Origin of the sequence: Pseudomonas sp. FG-3G (genome assembly GCF_901007645.1) — a bacterium.
Lineage (GTDB): Bacteria > Pseudomonadota > Gammaproteobacteria > Pseudomonadales > Pseudomonadaceae > Aquipseudomonas > Aquipseudomonas rhizophila.
On record NZ_CAAKGZ010000022.1, the window covers coordinates 68,674 to 85,056 of the forward strand.

Below are 16,383 nucleotides of genomic sequence, written 5' to 3' on the forward strand. Positions count from 1 at the left end.
AGCAAGGCGCAAGGGGTTGTGTGCGACTCATCTGTTCGTCAGGGCGCCTCGACATTTCAGCGACTGCGTCTAATCTCAGATAGCACAGTGCCACTCACTGGGCAGGTCAACGCCCTCGGCCATGCCGGAATCGGACGACCGGTCTTAAAGTCCGGGGTGGGGTCGCAGATAACCAGTTATTCGTAAATAACCTGTTAGCAACACTGTTCAAGGACCGAACCATGACGTCGTATTCACACGGTCATTCCCATTCCCAAACTCCGCCGCGCATCCTTTGGTCCAGCTTGTTTGTGGCCCTGATCGCGAGCGTCGGCCTGTTGGTTCTCAACGGCCCAAGTACACAAAACCTGGGGTTGTGTGCCGTGCTCCTGGCCATTGGCGCCGGGGTCGGCGTGTGGGCTGCCCGCGCCCAGCACCAGCAGATCGACAGAGCCGTCGCCGCCGCCGTTGCCCATCACGCGCTACACGCCGCCGACCACTTGAACCATAAGGCCAGCGCGCAACTCAACGAAGTCATCCTCGGTGCCATGCCGATCTGGGCCAAGCAGGTGGAAAGCTCCCGGCAGCAGACCGAAACCGCGATCGTCTCGCTGACCAATCGCTTCACCGGCATCTCTTCACGCCTGGAAGATACCGTGCAAGCTTCGCAACTGGCCGCCGGTGAGCTGGCCGGCAACAGCAGTGGCGGCGCCGTGCAGGTGCTGGCCCAAAGCGAAGGTGAGCTGGTCCAGGTCATCGACTCCCTGAAAGCCACCCAGGCCAGCCGCGATGAAACCCTGGCCCAGGTGCGCAACCTCACCGCCTACACCGGCGAGCTGCGGACCATGGCCGCCGATGTCGCGGCCATTGCCGCGCAAACCAACCTGCTGGCCCTCAACGCCGCCATCGAAGCCGCCCGTGCGGGCGAAGCCGGGCGCGGTTTCGCGGTGGTGGCCGACGCCGTGCGCAGCCTGTCGAGCAAGTCCAGCGAGACTGGCCAGCAGATGTCGGCCAAGGTCGACATCATCAATAGCGCCATCACTCAATTGGTCCAGGCCGCCTCCAGCGGCGCGGATCAGGACAGCCAGTCGGTCAGCGTCTCCGAGGACAGCATCCAGCGCGTGCTGGAACGCTTCAAGAGCGTCACCGGGCGGCTGGCCGAATCGGCCGACCTGCTGCAGCAGGAAAGCTTCGGTATTCGCGACGAGCTCACCGAAGTGCTGGTCAACCTGCAATTCCAGGATCGGGTCAGCCAGATTCTCAGCCACGTGCGCGACAACATCGAGGACCTGCATGTGCATATGCAGCAGGCCAGTCAGTCGCCCGACCAGGCCGTTTCCATCGATGCCCGCCAATGGCTGGCGCGCATGGAAACCACATACGCCACCGAAGAACAACGCCGCAACCATCACGGCGAATCGGGCGCGCAACAGAATTCACAGGAAATAACCTTCTTCTAGGAGAGCCGTTCATGGCTAAAAGTGTATTGGTTGTCGACGACTCCGCGAGCGTCCGGCAGGTCGTCGGCATCGCGTTGAAAAGTGCCGGCTACGACGTGATCGAGGCCAGCGATGGCAAGGATGCACTGGGCAAGCTCAATGGCCAGAAGGTGCACCTGATCATCAGTGACGTGAACATGCCGAACATGGACGGCATCACCTTCGTCAAGGAGGTCAAGAAGCTGGCCAGCTACAAGTTCACGCCGATCATCATGCTCACCACCGAATCCCAGGAGTCGAAAAAACTCGAGGGCCAGGCGGCGGGTGCCAAGGCCTGGGTGGTCAAGCCGTTCCAGCCGGCGCAGATGCTGGCGGCGGTGTCCAAGCTGATTCTTCCTTGATTCGCGGAGAGTGAAATGCCCTTGCTGTACGAAACACAGGACGACACCGCGCAGGTGCAGATCGACGGCGAGCTGACGATCTACACCGCCGCCGACCTCGCCGCGCAGTTGCTGCCGCGCCTGGGGGCGACGCCGCGCATGGCGCTGGATCTGTCGCAGATCACAGAAATGGACGGCGCCGGCCTGCAACTGCTGATGATGGTCCAGCGCGAGGCTCCCAAGGCCGGTACCCGCCTGGAGATAACGGGCCACAGCAAGGCCGTCACGGAAACACTCGCCCTGTGCAACCTGGTTGTATAGAGACCTCGCAACACGTCGGACACGACAAAGGATATGAGCGTGAGCATCAATCTCGATCAGGCACAACAAACGTTCATCGTCGAGGCACGGGAACAGTTGCAGGCGATGGAAGAGTCCCTGCTGCAACTGGAAAGCGACCCGGGCGACGATGATGCTATCGGCGCGATCTTCCGGGCGGCCCATACGATCAAGGGCTCGGCCGGGCTGTTCGGCCTGGAACCCATCGTCAGTTTCACCCACATCGTCGAAGACGTGCTCGATCGGTTGCGCAATGGCAGCGTTGAAGTGGACGCCGGCCTGATCGCCGTGCTGCTCAAGTCCAGTGATCACATGCTGGAGCTGATCAATGTGGTGGCCAACCAGGGCGCGAAACTGGCGCCCCCGGCCCTGGCCCGGGAAATGGAGCTGTGCCAGATCCTTCAGGAATATCAGGCGCCCTCGCCTGCCGAAGCCCCGAAGCCCGCCGAAGCAAGCGACACACAAGCGCCTGCCGAAACGCGCCTCTGGCATATTGCTCTGCGTTTTGGCCCGGAGGTGTTCCGCAACGGCATGGACCCGCTGTCATTTCTGCGTTACCTGCAAACCCTCGGTGAGATCGTCCACATCACCACGCTGACCGACGCAATGCCCTCGGCCGAAACCTGGGATGCCGAGTCCTGCTACCTGGGGTTCGACATTGAGTTCAGGTCGGCCGCCGGCCACGGGGCGATCAACGAAGTCTTCGATTTCGTGCGCGAAGATTGCCAGATCCAGATCGTCGCCATTGATGACCCCGTGCCGCAGATGAACACCGGGCTGGTTGCAACCACTCAAGAGCAGGCTGACCCCAACACGGCAATGGTCACCACCGGCGAACTGATGCCGGACCAGCGTTCGGCTGCGCGCATGCCCGCTCAGGTCACGCCCGACAAGCAACCGGCAACCAGCGACGGCAAGGCCAAGGACGGCGCCTATGTGCGGGTCAACGCCGACAAGCTCGACGAGTTGATCAACCTGGTGGGCGAGCTGGTCATCGCCAGCGCCGGCGCCAGCCTGCTGGCCCGCCACTGCAACGACGACTCGTTGCAAGAGTCAACTTCAACGGTGTCCGGCCTGGTGGAAGAAATTCTCGACGGCGCCTTGCGTCTGCGCATGATCCCCATTGGTGAAACCTTCAACCGGTTCCGCCGGGTGGTGCGCGATGTCAGCCAGGAACTGGGCAAGGACATCGACCTGATTATCAGCGGTGCGGAGACCGAGCTGGATAAAACCGTGGTGGAAAAAATCGGTGACCCGCTCATGCACCTGTTGCGCAACGCCATGGACCACGGCATCGAAACCGCCGAGGCGCGGCTGGCGGCCGGTAAACCGGCCAAAGGTCATCTGCACCTCAATGCCTATCACGACTCAGGCAGCATCGTGCTGGAAATCGCCGACGACGGCGCCGGCCTGAACCGTGACCGGATCCTGGAAAAAGCCCAGGAACGTGGTCTGGTTGCCCTTGGCGCCAGCCCCACCGACCAGGAAATCTACAACCTGATCTTCGAGCCGGGTTTCTCCACCGCCCAGGCCGTCACCAACCTTTCCGGGCGTGGCGTGGGCATGGATGTGGTCAAGCGCAACATTACCCTGCTGCGCGGCACTGTCGACCTGGACAGCCAACCGGGCCAGGGCACCGTGGTGCGCATCCGCCTGCCGCTGACGCTGGCGATCATCAATGGCTTTCTGGTGGGCATCGGCCAGTCCACGTACGTCATTCCCCTGGACATGGTTCAGGAATGCATCGAGCTGAGCGAGGACGACGGGGTTTGCAGCCGCGAACAAGGCTACCTCGACCTGCGCGGCGAAGTGCTGCCGCTGGTGTACCTGCGCGATCACTTCAACCACGAAGGCCCGGCCTCGCGCCGGCAGAACGTGGTGGTGGTGCGCTACGCCGAACTCAAGGCCGGGCTGGTGGTGGATGACCTGCTCGGTGAATTCCAGACCGTGATCAAACCCCTGGGCAAGTTGTTCGGCGCGCTGCGCGGCATCAGCGGCTCGACGATCCTGGGCAGCGGCGCCGTGGCGTTGATTCTCGACGTGCCGGCGCTGCTCACGCAGATCGCCCAAATAGACAACCGCTACACCTCGACTCAATCACAACAAGCCACTGCTCGCTGACGCTTTAGCAATTCCATGGAGAGGTACTTCCCAATGAAATGGTTCTACGATCTTAGAATCGCCACCAAACTGATCACCTCGTTCCTGGTGGTGCTCGCGTTGACCGCCGTCATGGGGGTGTTCTCGATTATCCAACTCAACGAGGTCAACGGCACAACCATCGATATCCGCGAAAACTGGATGACTTCGATGCGCGCCGCCTCGGGCATGCGTTTCTACGCGGCGAACTATCGCCTCAAGGAAAATCGCCACATTACTGCCGACTCCGAGCAGGAGCGCACGGCCATTGAGCAAGAAGCGGACGAAGCCAAACAGGGTTTCGAAACGCGCCTGGCGACCTATGAAAAACTGATCTCCAATGCCGAAGATCGCCAGCTGTTCGACACCGCCCGCAGTGACTGGGCCGCGTACCTGGCCGTCAGCAAGGACCTGTTCGCACTGTCCCGACAAAATCTGCTCAACGAAGCCCAGACGTTGCTCAAGGGCGAATCCAAACGTCATTTCGATCTGGTGACCGCCGACCTGCAGAAACTGGTCGAGCTCAATGCCGCCGGGGCCGACGTGGCCAGCGCCCATGGTACGGAACTGTATGAGGATGCGCGCCTGTCGATCATTGCCGTGCTGGTTGCCGCCATGCTGGTGGGCCTGGGCCTGGCGCTGTTCATTTCCCGGATCATTTCCCGTCCCCTGAAACAGGCGGCCTTGGTTGCCGAGCAACTGGCCGAAGGCAACCTGAACGCGAAAATCGAAAGCGGCTCCAAGGACGAAACCGGCATGGTGCTCAACGCCATGCAAAACATGGTGGGCAAGCTGTCCCATATCATCGGTGAAGTGCGCAACGCCGCCGACAACCTGGCCAGCGCCTCCGAAGAAGTCAGCGCCACCGCGCAATCCATGAGCCAGGCCACCAGCGAGCAGGCGGCCAGCGTCGAAGAAACCAGCGCCTCCATCGAACAGATGAGCGCCAGCATCAACCAGAACACCGAAAACGCCAAGGTCACCGACGGCATGGCCAGCAAGGCCGCCAAGGAAGCCACCGACGGCGGTGAATCGGTGCAGCAGACCGTGGTGGCGATGAAGAAAATCGCCCAACGCATCAGCATCATCGATGACATCGCCTACCAGACCAACCTGCTGGCGCTCAACGCTGCAATCGAAGCGGCCCGCGCCGGTGAGCATGGCAAAGGCTTCGCGGTCGTCGCCGCCGAGGTGCGCAAACTGGCTGAACGCAGCCAGGTGGCGGCCCAGGAGATCGGCGAGCTGTCGTCCAGCAGCGTCGACATGGCTGAGAAAGCCGGGCACCTGCTGAACGAAATGGTCCCGTCCATCAACAAGACCTCGGACCTGGTGCAGGAAATCAGCGCCGCTTCCGAAGAACAGGCCGCCGGCGTGGCGCAGATCAACACAGCCATGACCCAGCTCAACCAGGTGACCCAGCAGAATGCTTCCAGCAGCGAAGAATTGGCCGCCACCGCAGAAGAAATGAGCAGCCAGGCCGAACAGCTGCAACAGGCCATGAGCTTCTTCACCCTGGACGCGCCGGCCAAATCGGCCAGCCAGCCACTGAAGGTGGACAACACGCCCGGCCCGTCCAGTCGCAAGACAGCCCGTGCGCCCGCGGCGGTGATGCCCAAGGCATTTGCCTACAACATGGCCAGCGCGCCAGACGAATCCGAATTCACCCGGTTCTGACGGTCCGGCCCTACGGGCTTCGCTTAAAAGGAGAAAAGGCATGGGCGCCATCGCGACCACACGTCAAGCCGCCATCGCGGTTGAGGAAGAAGCGCAATACCTGACGTTTATGCTCGGCACGGAGATGTTTGCCATCGGCATCCTGTGCATCAAAGAAATCATCGAGTACGGCAACCTGACGGTGGTGCCGATGATGCCGGCCTTCGTACGCGGGGTGATCAACCTGCGCGGCGCGGTCGTGCCGGTGGTGGACCTGTCGGCCCGGTTCGGCCGACAGAACTCGGCGATCACCCGGCGTTCGTGCGTGGTGATCATCGAGGCCAACACCGAGGACGGCCCCGCCCAGGACATCGGCCTGCTGGTGGACACGGTGTCGGCGGTGCTGGAGATCCCGGCTTCGCAGATCGAACCGCCACCGAGTTTCGGGGCGAAGATCCGCGCCGATTTCATCAGCGGCATGGCCAAGGTCGACGGCAAGTTCGTGATCGTACTGGAGGTGGACCGAGTGCTGTCCATCGATGAAATGTCGCAGCTGGCCCAGGCCAGCCCTGCCGCGCTGGAAGCTGAAAACCAATGAACGCAGACACCTGCAAGGAACGCACTGTGAACTCATTGGCGCTCAATGACCGTGAGTTCAGCCAGTTTCAAGCCTGGCTGTATCAAGCCGCGGGCATCAACCTGTCACCGGCCAAGAAGGCCTTGGTGGCCGGGCGGTTGTTCAAGCGCCTCAAGCACTATGAGCTGGGCAGTTATGGCGAGTATTTCAAGCTGATCATGAGCGGCCAGCGCACCGAGGAATTGCAGGTGGCGCTGGACCTGCTCACCACCAACGAAACCTACTTTTTCCGCGAGCCCAAGCACTTCGATTTCCTGCGCGAACATGTGCTGCCCCATGCAACGCCGGGTAAAACCTTCCGCCTGTGGAGCGCCGCCAGTTCCTCGGGTGAAGAGCCCTACAGCCTGGCCATGACCCTGGCCGAAGGACTGGGCACCACACCTTGGGAAATCATCGGTTCAGACATCAGCAGCCAGGTACTGGCCAAGGCCCGTTCCGGACATTACCCCATGGAACGCGCCCGTACCCTGCCCCAACCGTTGCTGGTGAAATATTGCCTGAAGGGCACCGGCAGCCAGCAAGGCACATTCCTCATCGACCGGGCGTTGCGCAGCCGGGTCAACTTCATCCAGGTCAACCTCAACGACACCTTGCCGGAGCTGGGCGAGTTCGATGTCATTTTCCTGCGCAACGTCATGATCTATTTCGACCAACCCACCAAAAGCAAAGTGGTCGCCCGATTGCTCCCACGGCTCAAGTCCGGCGGGTATTTCATCGTGAGCCACTCCGAAAGCCTCAACGGCGTATCCGATGCGTTGAAACTGGTGGCACCTTCGATTTATCGCAAGCCATGAGCGCCGCGCTCAAGCAAATGCCCGAGGTGTATCTGGCGCCCGGCGAGTTTCGTTTCGCCACCAGCCCGACTCGCCTGCGCACCATTCTCGGCTCTTGCGTGGCCGTCACCCTGTGGCATCCGGAGCGCAAGATCGGCGGCATGTGCCATTACATGTTGCCCAGCCGGGCGCGCTGCTCCACGGCGCTGAACGGCATGTACGCCGACGAAGCCATCGAACTGTTCGTCCGCCAGGCAAAGGCCCATCGCACCGAACCCGAGGATTACCAACTCAAGCTGTTCGGCGGCGGCGAAATGTTCCCGGAGCTGCAACGCCAGGTGCCGTTCGGCGACGTGGCGCGGATGAACGTCAACGCAGCGCTGGAAATGGCCGCGCTGTACCGCCTGGACCTGATCGCCCAGGACATGGGCAGCACGGGCTACCGAAGCATCATCTTTGACCTGTGCAGCGGCGACGTGTGGGTCAGGCATCAACCGATAAGGACCCGGCATTAACCATGTCAAAAAAGATAAATGTACTGCTGGTGGATGACTCTGCCGTGGTTCGCCAGGTACTGCTGGCGATCCTCAGCGACACGCCGGACATCCATGTGATGGGTGCGGCGTCCGATCCGATTTTCGCCATGGACAAACTGGCCCGGGAGTGGCCCGACGTGATCGTGCTGGATGTGGAGATGCCGCGCATGGACGGCATCACCTTCCTGAAGAAAATCATGAGCGAGCGTCCCACGCCGGTGGTGATCTGCTCGTCCCTGACGCCCAGGGGCGCCGAAACCACCTTGCAAGCCATGGCCGCCGGCGCGGTGGAAATCATCACCAAGCCCACCAGCGGCCTGAAGAATTTCCTGCTGGAGTCGGCACCGGAGCTGATATCGGCCATTCGCGCCGCCGCCCAGGTCAACGTCAAAAACCTGGGCCGGCGCCCTGCCCCGGCGCCGCTGACCCCAGCCACCAAACTCACTGCCGATGCCATGCTGCCAGCCGCCAACGGCCATGCCATGGCCCAGACCACCGAACGCATCGTCGCCCTCGGCACGTCCACCGGCGGCACCCAGGCCCTGGAAGCGGTGCTGACCGCCTTGCCACGGGTGTGCCCAGGCATCGTCATCGTCCAGCACATGCCGGAAAAATTCACCGCCTCGTTTGCCGCCCGACTCAACAGCCTGTGCCAGATTGAAGTACGCGAAGCCCGCAACAACGACCGTATCCACCCGGGCCTGGCCCTCATCGCCCCAGGCGGCAAACACATGATGGTGACCCGCAGCGGCGCGTTCTATCACGTACAAGTGGTGGATGGCCCCCTGGTCAACCGCCACCGCCCATCGGTGGACGTGCTGTTTCGCTCAGTAGCCAAATTCGCCGGCCGCAACGCCACCGGCATCATCATGACCGGCATGGGCGACGACGGCGCCCGCGGCCTGAAAGAAATGCTCGACGCCGGCAGCAGCACCGTGGCCCAGGACGAAGCCAGCTGCGTGGTCTTCGGCATGCCCAAGGAAGCCATCAAACTCAACGCCGCGCAGCGGGTGATGGGGTTGCAGGAGATTGCCCAGGTGATTTTGCATCGGTAGGCGCTAAGGACTGCTCCCCGATCCACACAGAACTCATTGTGGGAGCAAGGCTTGCCCGCGATGCAGGCGATGCAATCTTTCAGCAACCGAGGCGCCTGCTTCGCGAGCAAGCTTTGCTCCCACAACGGGGATAAATCCCCTCGCCACAAAAAGCGACCGGGTTTGCTTCAGTATTCCGCTGAAGCATTCCTTTGCCACAGGGCCACCTTGTCTGCAGGCTTGTGTCTACACCGGAGAAATCGTTGCCAGCACGCCAATCAAAAGGGTCAGTGCCAAAAAACCACCCAAAAAAATCGCCATCTTCGTCATGAGCCCACCCGATAGAAAAGTTTGCAGTACACGGGCCGTCTGCCAGGCAAACCGCAACGGTATTCTGGGGTGGGGATTGGGTTCATTACAGAGTCAGGTGTCGCGAGAAAATGCGGATCAGCATACAAGGCACTAAGAGTCGGTGAATGCTGCGCCACTGGGGACGTATTGCACAGCCAATGAGTTTCGTAGGGAAACCTTTTTGCTACTTAACCAACCGGGTATCCAGTCCGAACCGCTCCTGGGAAACAAGCCTGAACCGATCCGCCGCCAAATCGCAGCTCACCAGCAGATTCCAGGAATGCTGAGTCACCGCCGATGGAATCAGCACGAAAGGATGCTGCGCCAGCAGCTCTTCAGCAAACTGCTGCTGGTTGGGCGAGGGTCGAGCCGGAACAAGCCAGTTCGGGTTCGGCACGTCTTCGGCCTGAACCACTTTGATAAGCGCCGGATCCAGCACTTCAAAACATGTCAGTAGGTAAGGTACCCGGTCTAACGCGTCGAATCCCAGATGGGCCGCGACCTCCAGAATAGCCGTAGACGGGTCAGCCGAAGCATAGATGACCCGCCGCCCGGGGGGATTCCAACGCCCACCGGTTCGTTGCGCGCCAATGCCGCTGTCCCACGTCTGCTTGTAGACCTCGCGGTCAAGACGCCAGGCGTGCCACCGTCCATCCCAGGGCAGAGGATTCATTGATAAACCCCGTGCTCAATCCGGGTCAGGTAATCCTCCAGCACCTGAAAACCCAGTGAACTGTCGATTAGCTCCAATGGCACATAACCGTCCAGGTATTTGCAGGGTTTCTTGAGCCAGTCCTCAGCCAACGACTGGCTACCAAAGACATTGGTAGCGTGCTCCAGGGTCTGGGCATACTGAAAAGCCACCGTACTCTGCTGCTGGTTCAGGCGTATCGGCTTGGTCTCCTTCGCCAGACGCTGGACGGTTCTGACGGACCTTCCAGTGATGCGCTGAACCAGGTCGTGCTCCATGTACAGAGCGGACGTGGAAAGCATGTCCTTGACGTCGCTCAGGTAAAAGCCCTCTTGCGTGTACCGGATGATCAGCAAGCGCTCATCACCTTTGCGGCCATGCAGCAGCACCTCCGTTGGCTTTCTGGCGACGTCTGTTACCCTCGTCCCCGCCCCAGTTTTCGCCGTGGATTTGACGGCGGGTTTGTCTGCTTGTTTGGCTTCGGACATGACGTTGACCTCAGTGCGACATTTGACGCAATCATAGCGCCAAATGTCGTCACAGCGAAAACTCCGTTTGTCAGCCTTTGCGTATAAGGTTTCAGGCATCGATCTGTCCTCACGATATAAAACGAAGCTGAGCGTGCCGGATTCCACACCGAGCGCAGCGACAACGTCAGATCGTAAGTGCGGTGCTTCCCAAGGCCAACCCTAAAAAGTTGTCAGAGACTTCCTCGATTTATCCCAACGTGATCATTGGTCGTAAGACGCTATTCAATGACGGCCCATGCGGCGACAACATCCGACGTCATTGCCTACAACCACTACAGAATCAGCTGGCTTTTGCCCCGTTCGCTGCCCCGATCCCCGCTACCCCATCCACTTCCATTTCATCCCGGTTTACGACTGGGTCGAGGAACTGTTTTGGAAAGATGCGCGGTATAGGCTGCAGGAGACGTTTGGCACTCAAGAGAATGCCCTAACATTGGCCGATGGCGCAGAGCTGAGCTCCCCGAGGCATCCAGTCAGTGCAGCGTCCACTTCTCCATAACCCTCTCCTTTGCCAGTAGTCAAACATTCCATTGGTTCTTGCACTCCATCAGGAAATCGATAAAGGCACGCACGCGCAGCGGAACGTGACGACCGTGCGGATACAGCAGAGTAAAGGGTCGGGACCGACCACCGAACACCTGGAGAACCTCGACTAGACTGCCCTCCTCCAGTTCTCGCTCGACGATAAAGCGATAGGTCTGGAACAGGCCTGCGCCGTTCTTGGCCAAGGTCACGCCGCCGAGAACATCGTCGGAGCAACAATAATTACCGGTGGCCAGGATCTCGCGTTCCTTGCCATTCTCGCTAAATAGCCAAGGAATACGCCGGCCACTACTGGGCAATTCGAACTGGATGCACTCGCAGTTCTCGAGGTCTTCCAGGCTCGACGGGATACCATTCCGAGTCAGATACTCCGGTGTTGCCACCACGACCAACCGGGCATCTTCAAGATGGCGCGCAATGAGCGTAGAGTCGGGCTGAGCTCGCACCCGAATTGCCAGATCATAGCCCTCCCCCACGAAATCTATATTTCTGTTGCTCAGGTGGATGTCGATGTTCACTCCCGGGTGACGCTCCCTGAAACGCGGCAACAACGGGAGGATTCGGTGGTGGCCGTAGGTTGTAGGAATGCTGATGCGCAACTCTCCCGTCGGTTCGAGCTGTTTGCCCATCACTTCACGCTCAGCCTCCACCAATTGGGCCAACGCCTCGCGACACTGCTCAAAGTAAGCACGACCGCTTTCCGTCAATCTAATACTGCGCGTCGTTCGCACGAACAGACGTGTCGCAAGACGCTCTTCCATCCGCGATATCGAACGACTCACCGCCGCTGGGGTGACGCCAGCGCAAAGCGCTGCTGCAGTAAAACTCCCTCTTCAGCGGCGAGGCAAAAAAGCTCGATGCTGCCAAGCTGAAGGTCATCAAAGTGGCGCTTGACCATTAGTTACACCAAGTATAAACTGAAGTGTAAAATCCTACATTTATCTAAACTCCTAGTACAAATATAGTTCCTCCAACTACGACGAACAGGTACTTGCCGGAGTCGGCCTCATGGCATGAGTTGTTTCGACTGGTGGGCAGGTGCAGATCAAGCTTCTTGCGAATATGGTGCATTGTCTCGCTGGGCCAGCGGCAAGGGTCTGCAACGCCACCTCGCACATGCCGCTGAACCAATGCGGACGTGAAAACGATCAGAAATTACCGGGTTTCCCGAGTCTGACGAGTCCTTCCCGAAGGCCGTTACGGCTGCGGTACTTCTCTTTTGCTACCTGCGAGGAATGCTCACATGCGACTCGACATTGAACACTTACGAACGGCTCTGTCTGCCTATCCGCGAATCGCTCTGCTGGAAAGCGCAACCCCGATCCAGAAACTGTCACGGCTCAGTGCCCTGCCAACGATGAGGGGGTGCAACCTCTACGTAAAACGAGACGACCTCACCGGATTGGGCGGTGGTGGCAACAAACTGCGCAAGCTCGAGTTTCTGCTAGGTGAGGCGATCGCTGCTGGAGCAGATACCTTGGTGACCTGGGGCGGGCTGCAATCCAATCATGCCCGACTGACCGCTGCAGTCGCCGCCCGCCACGGCCTCGCCTGCGAGCTGATTCTGACCCAATCGCCAATCCGCGACGATGAAGACTACCGACTGAACGGCAACGTGCTACTCGATACACTGTTCGGCGCCGGCGTCCATCAACTGCCCGTGGGGGAGGCTGCCGAACCCTACGCGCTGGAGTTGGTCGAGCAATTGCAGCGCCAAGGCCGCAGGACCTTCGTAATGCCTCTCGGTGGCTCCAGTGCGCGCGGGAGCCTGGGCTATGCGGCTTGCGCCGCCGAGATTCTCGGGCAGGCCGACACCTTTGGCCTGCAGTTCGAGCGGATCATTATTCCCAATGGCAGCAGCGGCACCCACTCAGGCCTGTTGGCAGGGCTCACTATCGCCGGCTCATCAACCCAGGTGCAGGGCTATTCCGTGCTAGGCCCGGTGGGGCCAACGCTTGACGTGACGCGGGAAAAAACCCAGGCCGTCCTGAAGCTACTTGGTAGCACTGCGGTGTTGCCCACTGAGGCGCTGCAAATCGACGACTCTCAACGAGGAAGTGCTTACGGCGCCCCGACCGATAGCATGCTGGCGGCAACCAGAATCCTTGCTTCCCAGGAGGGGCTGCTAATCGACCCAGTCTATGGTGGCAAGGCCTTCGCGGGTTTGCTGGAATCCGTCACCCGTGGTGATCACTCTGCCGGCAGCAACCTGCTGTTCATCATGACTGGTGGATTACCTGGGATCTTTGCCTATAGAACCGCCTACAGCTGACAAGCATCGCCCCAGTTAACATGCTGGCGTCATCCTGCCCAAGCCCTTCATCGACTACACCCCGAGGATCTGGAGAGCCTGTTAGATACAAACCCTACAGATCCGGGCGGAACATTCGTTCGCAGCTAGCGTAGATGGGGCCGATGGCGAATTCAGATGATCGCTATTTATTCAACAAAATCTGCCAAGTGTAGCCGCTGGTATAGTCAAAATAGTCGCCAGTCTGCCAGGGTCAGCTACTTTCGCTTGAAGGCCTTCCAACGAGCCTCGCGTTCGCCAAGGAAGCGATTGCTTATCGACGCTTCGAGGTCCTTGCGTTCCACGGAGACGCCACAGTGAGGGCAAACGTTGGCCACTCCAACGTCATGACCACAATCGCGATGCACGAAACGTACTGCTAATCCCTCATCCCCATTCTTGCACCACTTTTCGCCCCAGGCTCGCAACGCGTAAATCACGGGATAGAAGTCCCCTCCCTTGCCGGTGAGGTGGTATTCGTAGCGCAGCGGCTTTTCGCTGTAAGGCCGACGTTCGACCAGACCGTCGGCTTCCAGCGCTTTCAGGCGCGAGGTCAGCATCTGCGGCGTAGCCCCGGTCTGGATCTGCATTTCCTCGAAGCGTGTCGCGCCCATGTACAGCTCGCGAAGAACCAGAATCGTCCATTTGTCACCTACCACATCCACCGAGCGTGCAACCGGGCACACCGTACTATTCGTCTTGTCCTGCATCGTCATCACGCTGTTTGTCCCACTATAACTATGTTTTTCACAGTAACACTGTCACGCCTGCCAAGCCTCAAGAAACCAGATATGAGACCGATAAATCCGCTGTTACTATGTTTTTCATAGTCTCATGAGTCATACTGAGGTTCACGCCGCCGCAAGGGCAAATTGAAGCAGATGTCCGTGCAGGCAAAAAACCTCTCACTCCAACATCCTTTCAACTGGAACACTGCCATGACTCATCCTGTGTATTCCCCTGCGCGAACCGGCCTGCTGCTAGTCGATCCCTATAACGATTTCCTGTCCGAGGGCGGTAAGCTGTTCCCCATGCTGAAAGGCGTCGCGGATGACGTTCATCTGCTCGACAACCTACGCACCTGCCTCGCCGCCGCTCGGGAACACAGCTTCCAGGTGTTCTACGTACCGCATCGGCGCTGGCAGGTCGGCGACTACGATCACTGGGATCACCCCAACCCGACCCAACGCTTGATCCAGCAACGCCATACCTTCGCCAAAGGTACCTGGGGCGGTGAATGGCATCCCGACTTCGTACCGCAACAGGGCGACATCATCATCCAGGAGCACTGGGGTCAGAGTGGGTTCGCCAATACCGACCTCGACTTCCGGCTCAAGCAGCAAGGCATCACGCATGTGATCGTTGTTGGTCTGCTGGCAAACACTTGTATCGAATCGACGGCGCGCTTCGCCATGGAGCTCGGCTATCACGTCACTCTGGTACGCGATGCGACAGCGGCATTCAACAAGGAAATGATGCACGCGGCGCACGAACTGAACGGGCCGACTTTTGCCCACAGTATCGTCGACACCCAAGGGCTTCTACTGGCCCTACTAAAGCAGTAAAGGGGCCACGCCATGCCTGTCTCATCCGCAGCCCCGCAAGCAATCTCCAGTCGCCTTGTCGCCCTGATGGCCTTCTGCTGCGCCCTTGCCGTATCGACAATCTACTATCATCAGCCATTGCTGCCCCAGATAGCTGCGTCGTTTGGCTTGGCGCCAACACACGCTGGCCTGATCGCCACGTTGACACAGCTCGGCTATGCGGCGGGCCTGCTGCTAATCGTGCCACTCGCCGATTGCCGGCAGCCACGCCAGATCGCGCTGCTGGCCATTGCTGTGAATGCCGTTGCTTTGATCGTCTGCGCCGCCGCGCCGAGCTTCACGCTGCTGTGCGTGAGCTGCGTCGTGGTTGGCGTGACCGCTATTACCGCACAGATCATCATTCCAGTACTCTCGGGATTGGCCACACTGACTGAACGCGGGCGGATAGTCGGCGGCCTGCTCAGTGGTCTCTCGGCAGGCCTTCTGCTGGCACGCACAATAGGAGGGGTAGTCGGTGCATACACCGGATGGCGAGTCGTCTTCATAATGGCTTCGCTCACCGATGTACTACTGCTGATAATTGTTGCCAGGAGCCTGCCCGCTACCGCGAACTTGACCGCTATCCCATATGCCGGGCTCATGCGGTCGCTGGGCAGCTTGGTCCTTGAGGAACGAGTATTGCGCTACTGCGCAGCGGGCGGGCTTATGACGTTCGCTGGGTTCAGCGCGCTATGGGCCAGCCTCGCCGCGCTGCTGGCACAGCCACCTTACGAGTTCGACTCTGCCACCATCGGCTTGTTTGGTCTGGTCGCATTGCTGGGCATTGCCCTGTCGCCATGTATCGGTGTCCTGGCTGATCGCCTGGGCGCACGTACCATGGTTCTCGCCGGGGCGGTAGCCCTCACTGTGGGATTTGCGTTCATCGCTGCAGGCGGACAAAGCCTCGGCTCCCTGATCGTCGGCATGGTGCTGCTCGACTTTGGCAATCGTGCCGGCCTGATTGCCAACCAGGCACGCGTATTCACCTTACGCCCTGAGGCCCGAAGCCGACTCAATACCGTGTTCATGGGAGCGTACTTCCTGGGTGGAGCCGTCGGTGCTGCACTAGGGAACTACGGAGTGCACCAGTCTGGCTGGATAGGTCTTGCCGTAGTTGGCACCTTGCTTGCTCTTGGGGCCACGGTGATCAATGTTCTTTCTCCCCGTGAGCCGAGCTCAACGCCCGCAGAGGCTCGCTCATAAGCCAACTGCTCACTATGCGCTTAAAACAAAAGGACAGGCGGCAACGGTATCGCACTCTCTGGGATCCCACGCCGGACGACGGCGCGACCGCCCTTACTAATGCCGATTCACATACCGAGTTGCTTGCCGAATATGCGCTGACGAACCTGGCAAGCATTTCGGACAGGCTCTCATTCAAACTCATTACATCATGTTACTAGTTATATTCTATAACACGCATTTATTGCGAAATAGTTAAGGCTTACATTGCAATCCATCGCCTAGCCCATCCTGTTGATGGGCG

Annotated in this window: 15 protein-coding genes and 2 pseudogenes; 13 read left to right on the plus strand and 4 right to left on the minus strand. The window is 59.7% G+C overall.

Features of this window, described 5'->3' with window-relative positions:
- Window positions 1-221: 221 nt before the first annotated feature.
- Genes PSEUDOMOFG3G_RS16020 through PSEUDOMOFG3G_RS16060 form a run of 9 tightly spaced genes read left to right on the plus strand, consistent with a single transcriptional unit; the run spans window position 222 to window position 8,930 of the window.
- Window positions 222-1,439 (plus strand): methyl-accepting chemotaxis protein, encoded by a 1,218-nt coding sequence (locus PSEUDOMOFG3G_RS16020; RefSeq protein ID WP_139050593.1) that lies wholly within the window; start codon window positions 222-224, stop codon window positions 1,437-1,439.
- An 11-nt stretch (window positions 1,440-1,450) separates the two neighbouring features.
- Window positions 1,451-1,819 carry a response regulator gene (locus tag PSEUDOMOFG3G_RS16025; protein ID WP_047227658.1) on the plus strand — a complete coding sequence of 123 codons (369 nt, stop codon included), beginning with the start codon at window positions 1,451-1,453 and terminating at the stop codon, window positions 1,817-1,819.
- A gap of 15 nt (window positions 1,820-1,834) precedes the next feature.
- Window positions 1,835-2,119 carry a lipid asymmetry maintenance protein MlaB gene (locus tag PSEUDOMOFG3G_RS16030; protein ID WP_047227659.1) on the plus strand — a complete coding sequence of 95 codons (285 nt, stop codon included), beginning with the start codon at window positions 1,835-1,837 and terminating at the stop codon, window positions 2,117-2,119.
- A 39-nt stretch (window positions 2,120-2,158) separates the two neighbouring features.
- Window positions 2,159-4,258: a chemotaxis protein CheA gene (locus PSEUDOMOFG3G_RS16035; RefSeq protein ID WP_139050594.1), complete on the plus strand. Its 2,100-nt coding sequence runs from the start codon at window positions 2,159-2,161 to the stop codon at window positions 4,256-4,258.
- 33 nt (window positions 4,259-4,291) lie between these two features.
- The gene (locus PSEUDOMOFG3G_RS16040; protein WP_139050595.1) at window positions 4,292-5,950 is read left to right on the plus strand and encodes a methyl-accepting chemotaxis protein; all 1,659 of its coding nucleotides are present in this window, start codon (window positions 4,292-4,294) and stop codon (window positions 5,948-5,950) included.
- 40 nt (window positions 5,951-5,990) lie between these two features.
- A complete protein-coding gene (locus PSEUDOMOFG3G_RS16045; RefSeq protein WP_047227661.1) occupies window positions 5,991-6,527 on the plus strand; it encodes a chemotaxis protein CheW in 537 nt (178 codons plus the stop codon).
- The gene (locus PSEUDOMOFG3G_RS16050) at window positions 6,524-7,360 is read left to right on the plus strand and encodes a protein-glutamate O-methyltransferase CheR (protein ID WP_047227662.1); all 837 of its coding nucleotides are present in this window, start codon (window positions 6,524-6,526) and stop codon (window positions 7,358-7,360) included. Before PSEUDOMOFG3G_RS16045 ends, PSEUDOMOFG3G_RS16050 begins: the two co-directional genes overlap by 4 nt.
- Window positions 7,357-7,854, plus strand: coding sequence for a chemoreceptor glutamine deamidase CheD (gene cheD / locus PSEUDOMOFG3G_RS16055; protein ID WP_047227663.1), 498 nt, complete (start codon window positions 7,357-7,359; stop codon window positions 7,852-7,854). Before PSEUDOMOFG3G_RS16050 ends, cheD begins: the two co-directional genes overlap by 4 nt.
- 2 nt (window positions 7,855-7,856) lie before the next feature.
- On the plus strand, window positions 7,857-8,930 hold the full coding sequence (locus tag PSEUDOMOFG3G_RS16060; RefSeq protein WP_047227664.1) for a chemotaxis response regulator protein-glutamate methylesterase: 1,074 nt from the start codon (window positions 7,857-7,859) through the stop codon (window positions 8,928-8,930).
- A gap of 514 nt (window positions 8,931-9,444) precedes the next feature.
- Here the strand turns inward: PSEUDOMOFG3G_RS16060 and PSEUDOMOFG3G_RS16065 are convergent.
- The gene (locus PSEUDOMOFG3G_RS16065; RefSeq protein ID WP_139050596.1) at window positions 9,445-9,933 is read right to left on the minus strand and encodes an RES family NAD+ phosphorylase; all 489 of its coding nucleotides are present in this window, start codon (window positions 9,931-9,933) and stop codon (window positions 9,445-9,447) included.
- On the minus strand, window positions 9,930-10,439 hold the full coding sequence (locus tag PSEUDOMOFG3G_RS16070; RefSeq protein WP_139050597.1) for an antitoxin Xre/MbcA/ParS toxin-binding domain-containing protein: 510 nt from the start codon (window positions 10,437-10,439) through the stop codon (window positions 9,930-9,932). Before PSEUDOMOFG3G_RS16070 ends, PSEUDOMOFG3G_RS16065 begins: the two co-directional genes overlap by 4 nt.
- Before the next feature lie 355 nt (window positions 10,440-10,794).
- Here PSEUDOMOFG3G_RS16070 and PSEUDOMOFG3G_RS28115 point away from each other — a divergent pair.
- Window positions 10,795-10,938 (plus strand): annotated as a pseudogene (locus PSEUDOMOFG3G_RS28115) (HIT family protein); the annotation flags it as partial.
- Window positions 10,939-10,999: 61 nt separating this feature from the next.
- Here PSEUDOMOFG3G_RS28115 and PSEUDOMOFG3G_RS16075 read toward each other — a convergent pair.
- A pseudogene (locus PSEUDOMOFG3G_RS16075) lies at window positions 11,000-11,922 on the minus strand (LysR substrate-binding domain-containing protein).
- Between the two features lie 345 nt (window positions 11,923-12,267).
- On the opposite strand from PSEUDOMOFG3G_RS16075, the gene PSEUDOMOFG3G_RS16080 reads away from it, so the two are divergent.
- Window positions 12,268-13,296 (plus strand): D-cysteine desulfhydrase family protein, encoded by a 1,029-nt coding sequence (locus tag PSEUDOMOFG3G_RS16080; protein ID WP_139050598.1) that lies wholly within the window; start codon window positions 12,268-12,270, stop codon window positions 13,294-13,296.
- Window positions 13,297-13,532: 236 nt separating this feature from the next.
- Here the strand turns inward: PSEUDOMOFG3G_RS16080 and PSEUDOMOFG3G_RS16085 are convergent, their stop codons facing one another.
- On the minus strand, window positions 13,533-14,030 hold the full coding sequence (locus PSEUDOMOFG3G_RS16085) for a helix-turn-helix domain-containing protein (protein WP_171061393.1): 498 nt from the start codon (window positions 14,028-14,030) through the stop codon (window positions 13,533-13,535).
- A 222-nt stretch (window positions 14,031-14,252) separates the two neighbouring features.
- Here PSEUDOMOFG3G_RS16085 and PSEUDOMOFG3G_RS16090 point away from each other — a divergent pair, with 222 nt between their 5' ends.
- Both PSEUDOMOFG3G_RS16090 and PSEUDOMOFG3G_RS16095 read left to right on the plus strand, forming a co-directional pair.
- On the plus strand, window positions 14,253-14,879 hold the full coding sequence (locus tag PSEUDOMOFG3G_RS16090) for an isochorismatase family cysteine hydrolase (protein ID WP_139050600.1): 627 nt from the start codon (window positions 14,253-14,255) through the stop codon (window positions 14,877-14,879).
- A 12-nt stretch (window positions 14,880-14,891) separates the two neighbouring features.
- The gene (locus PSEUDOMOFG3G_RS16095; RefSeq protein ID WP_139050601.1) at window positions 14,892-16,100 is read left to right on the plus strand and encodes an MFS transporter; all 1,209 of its coding nucleotides are present in this window, start codon (window positions 14,892-14,894) and stop codon (window positions 16,098-16,100) included.
- Window positions 16,101-16,383: the final 283 nt, after the last annotated feature.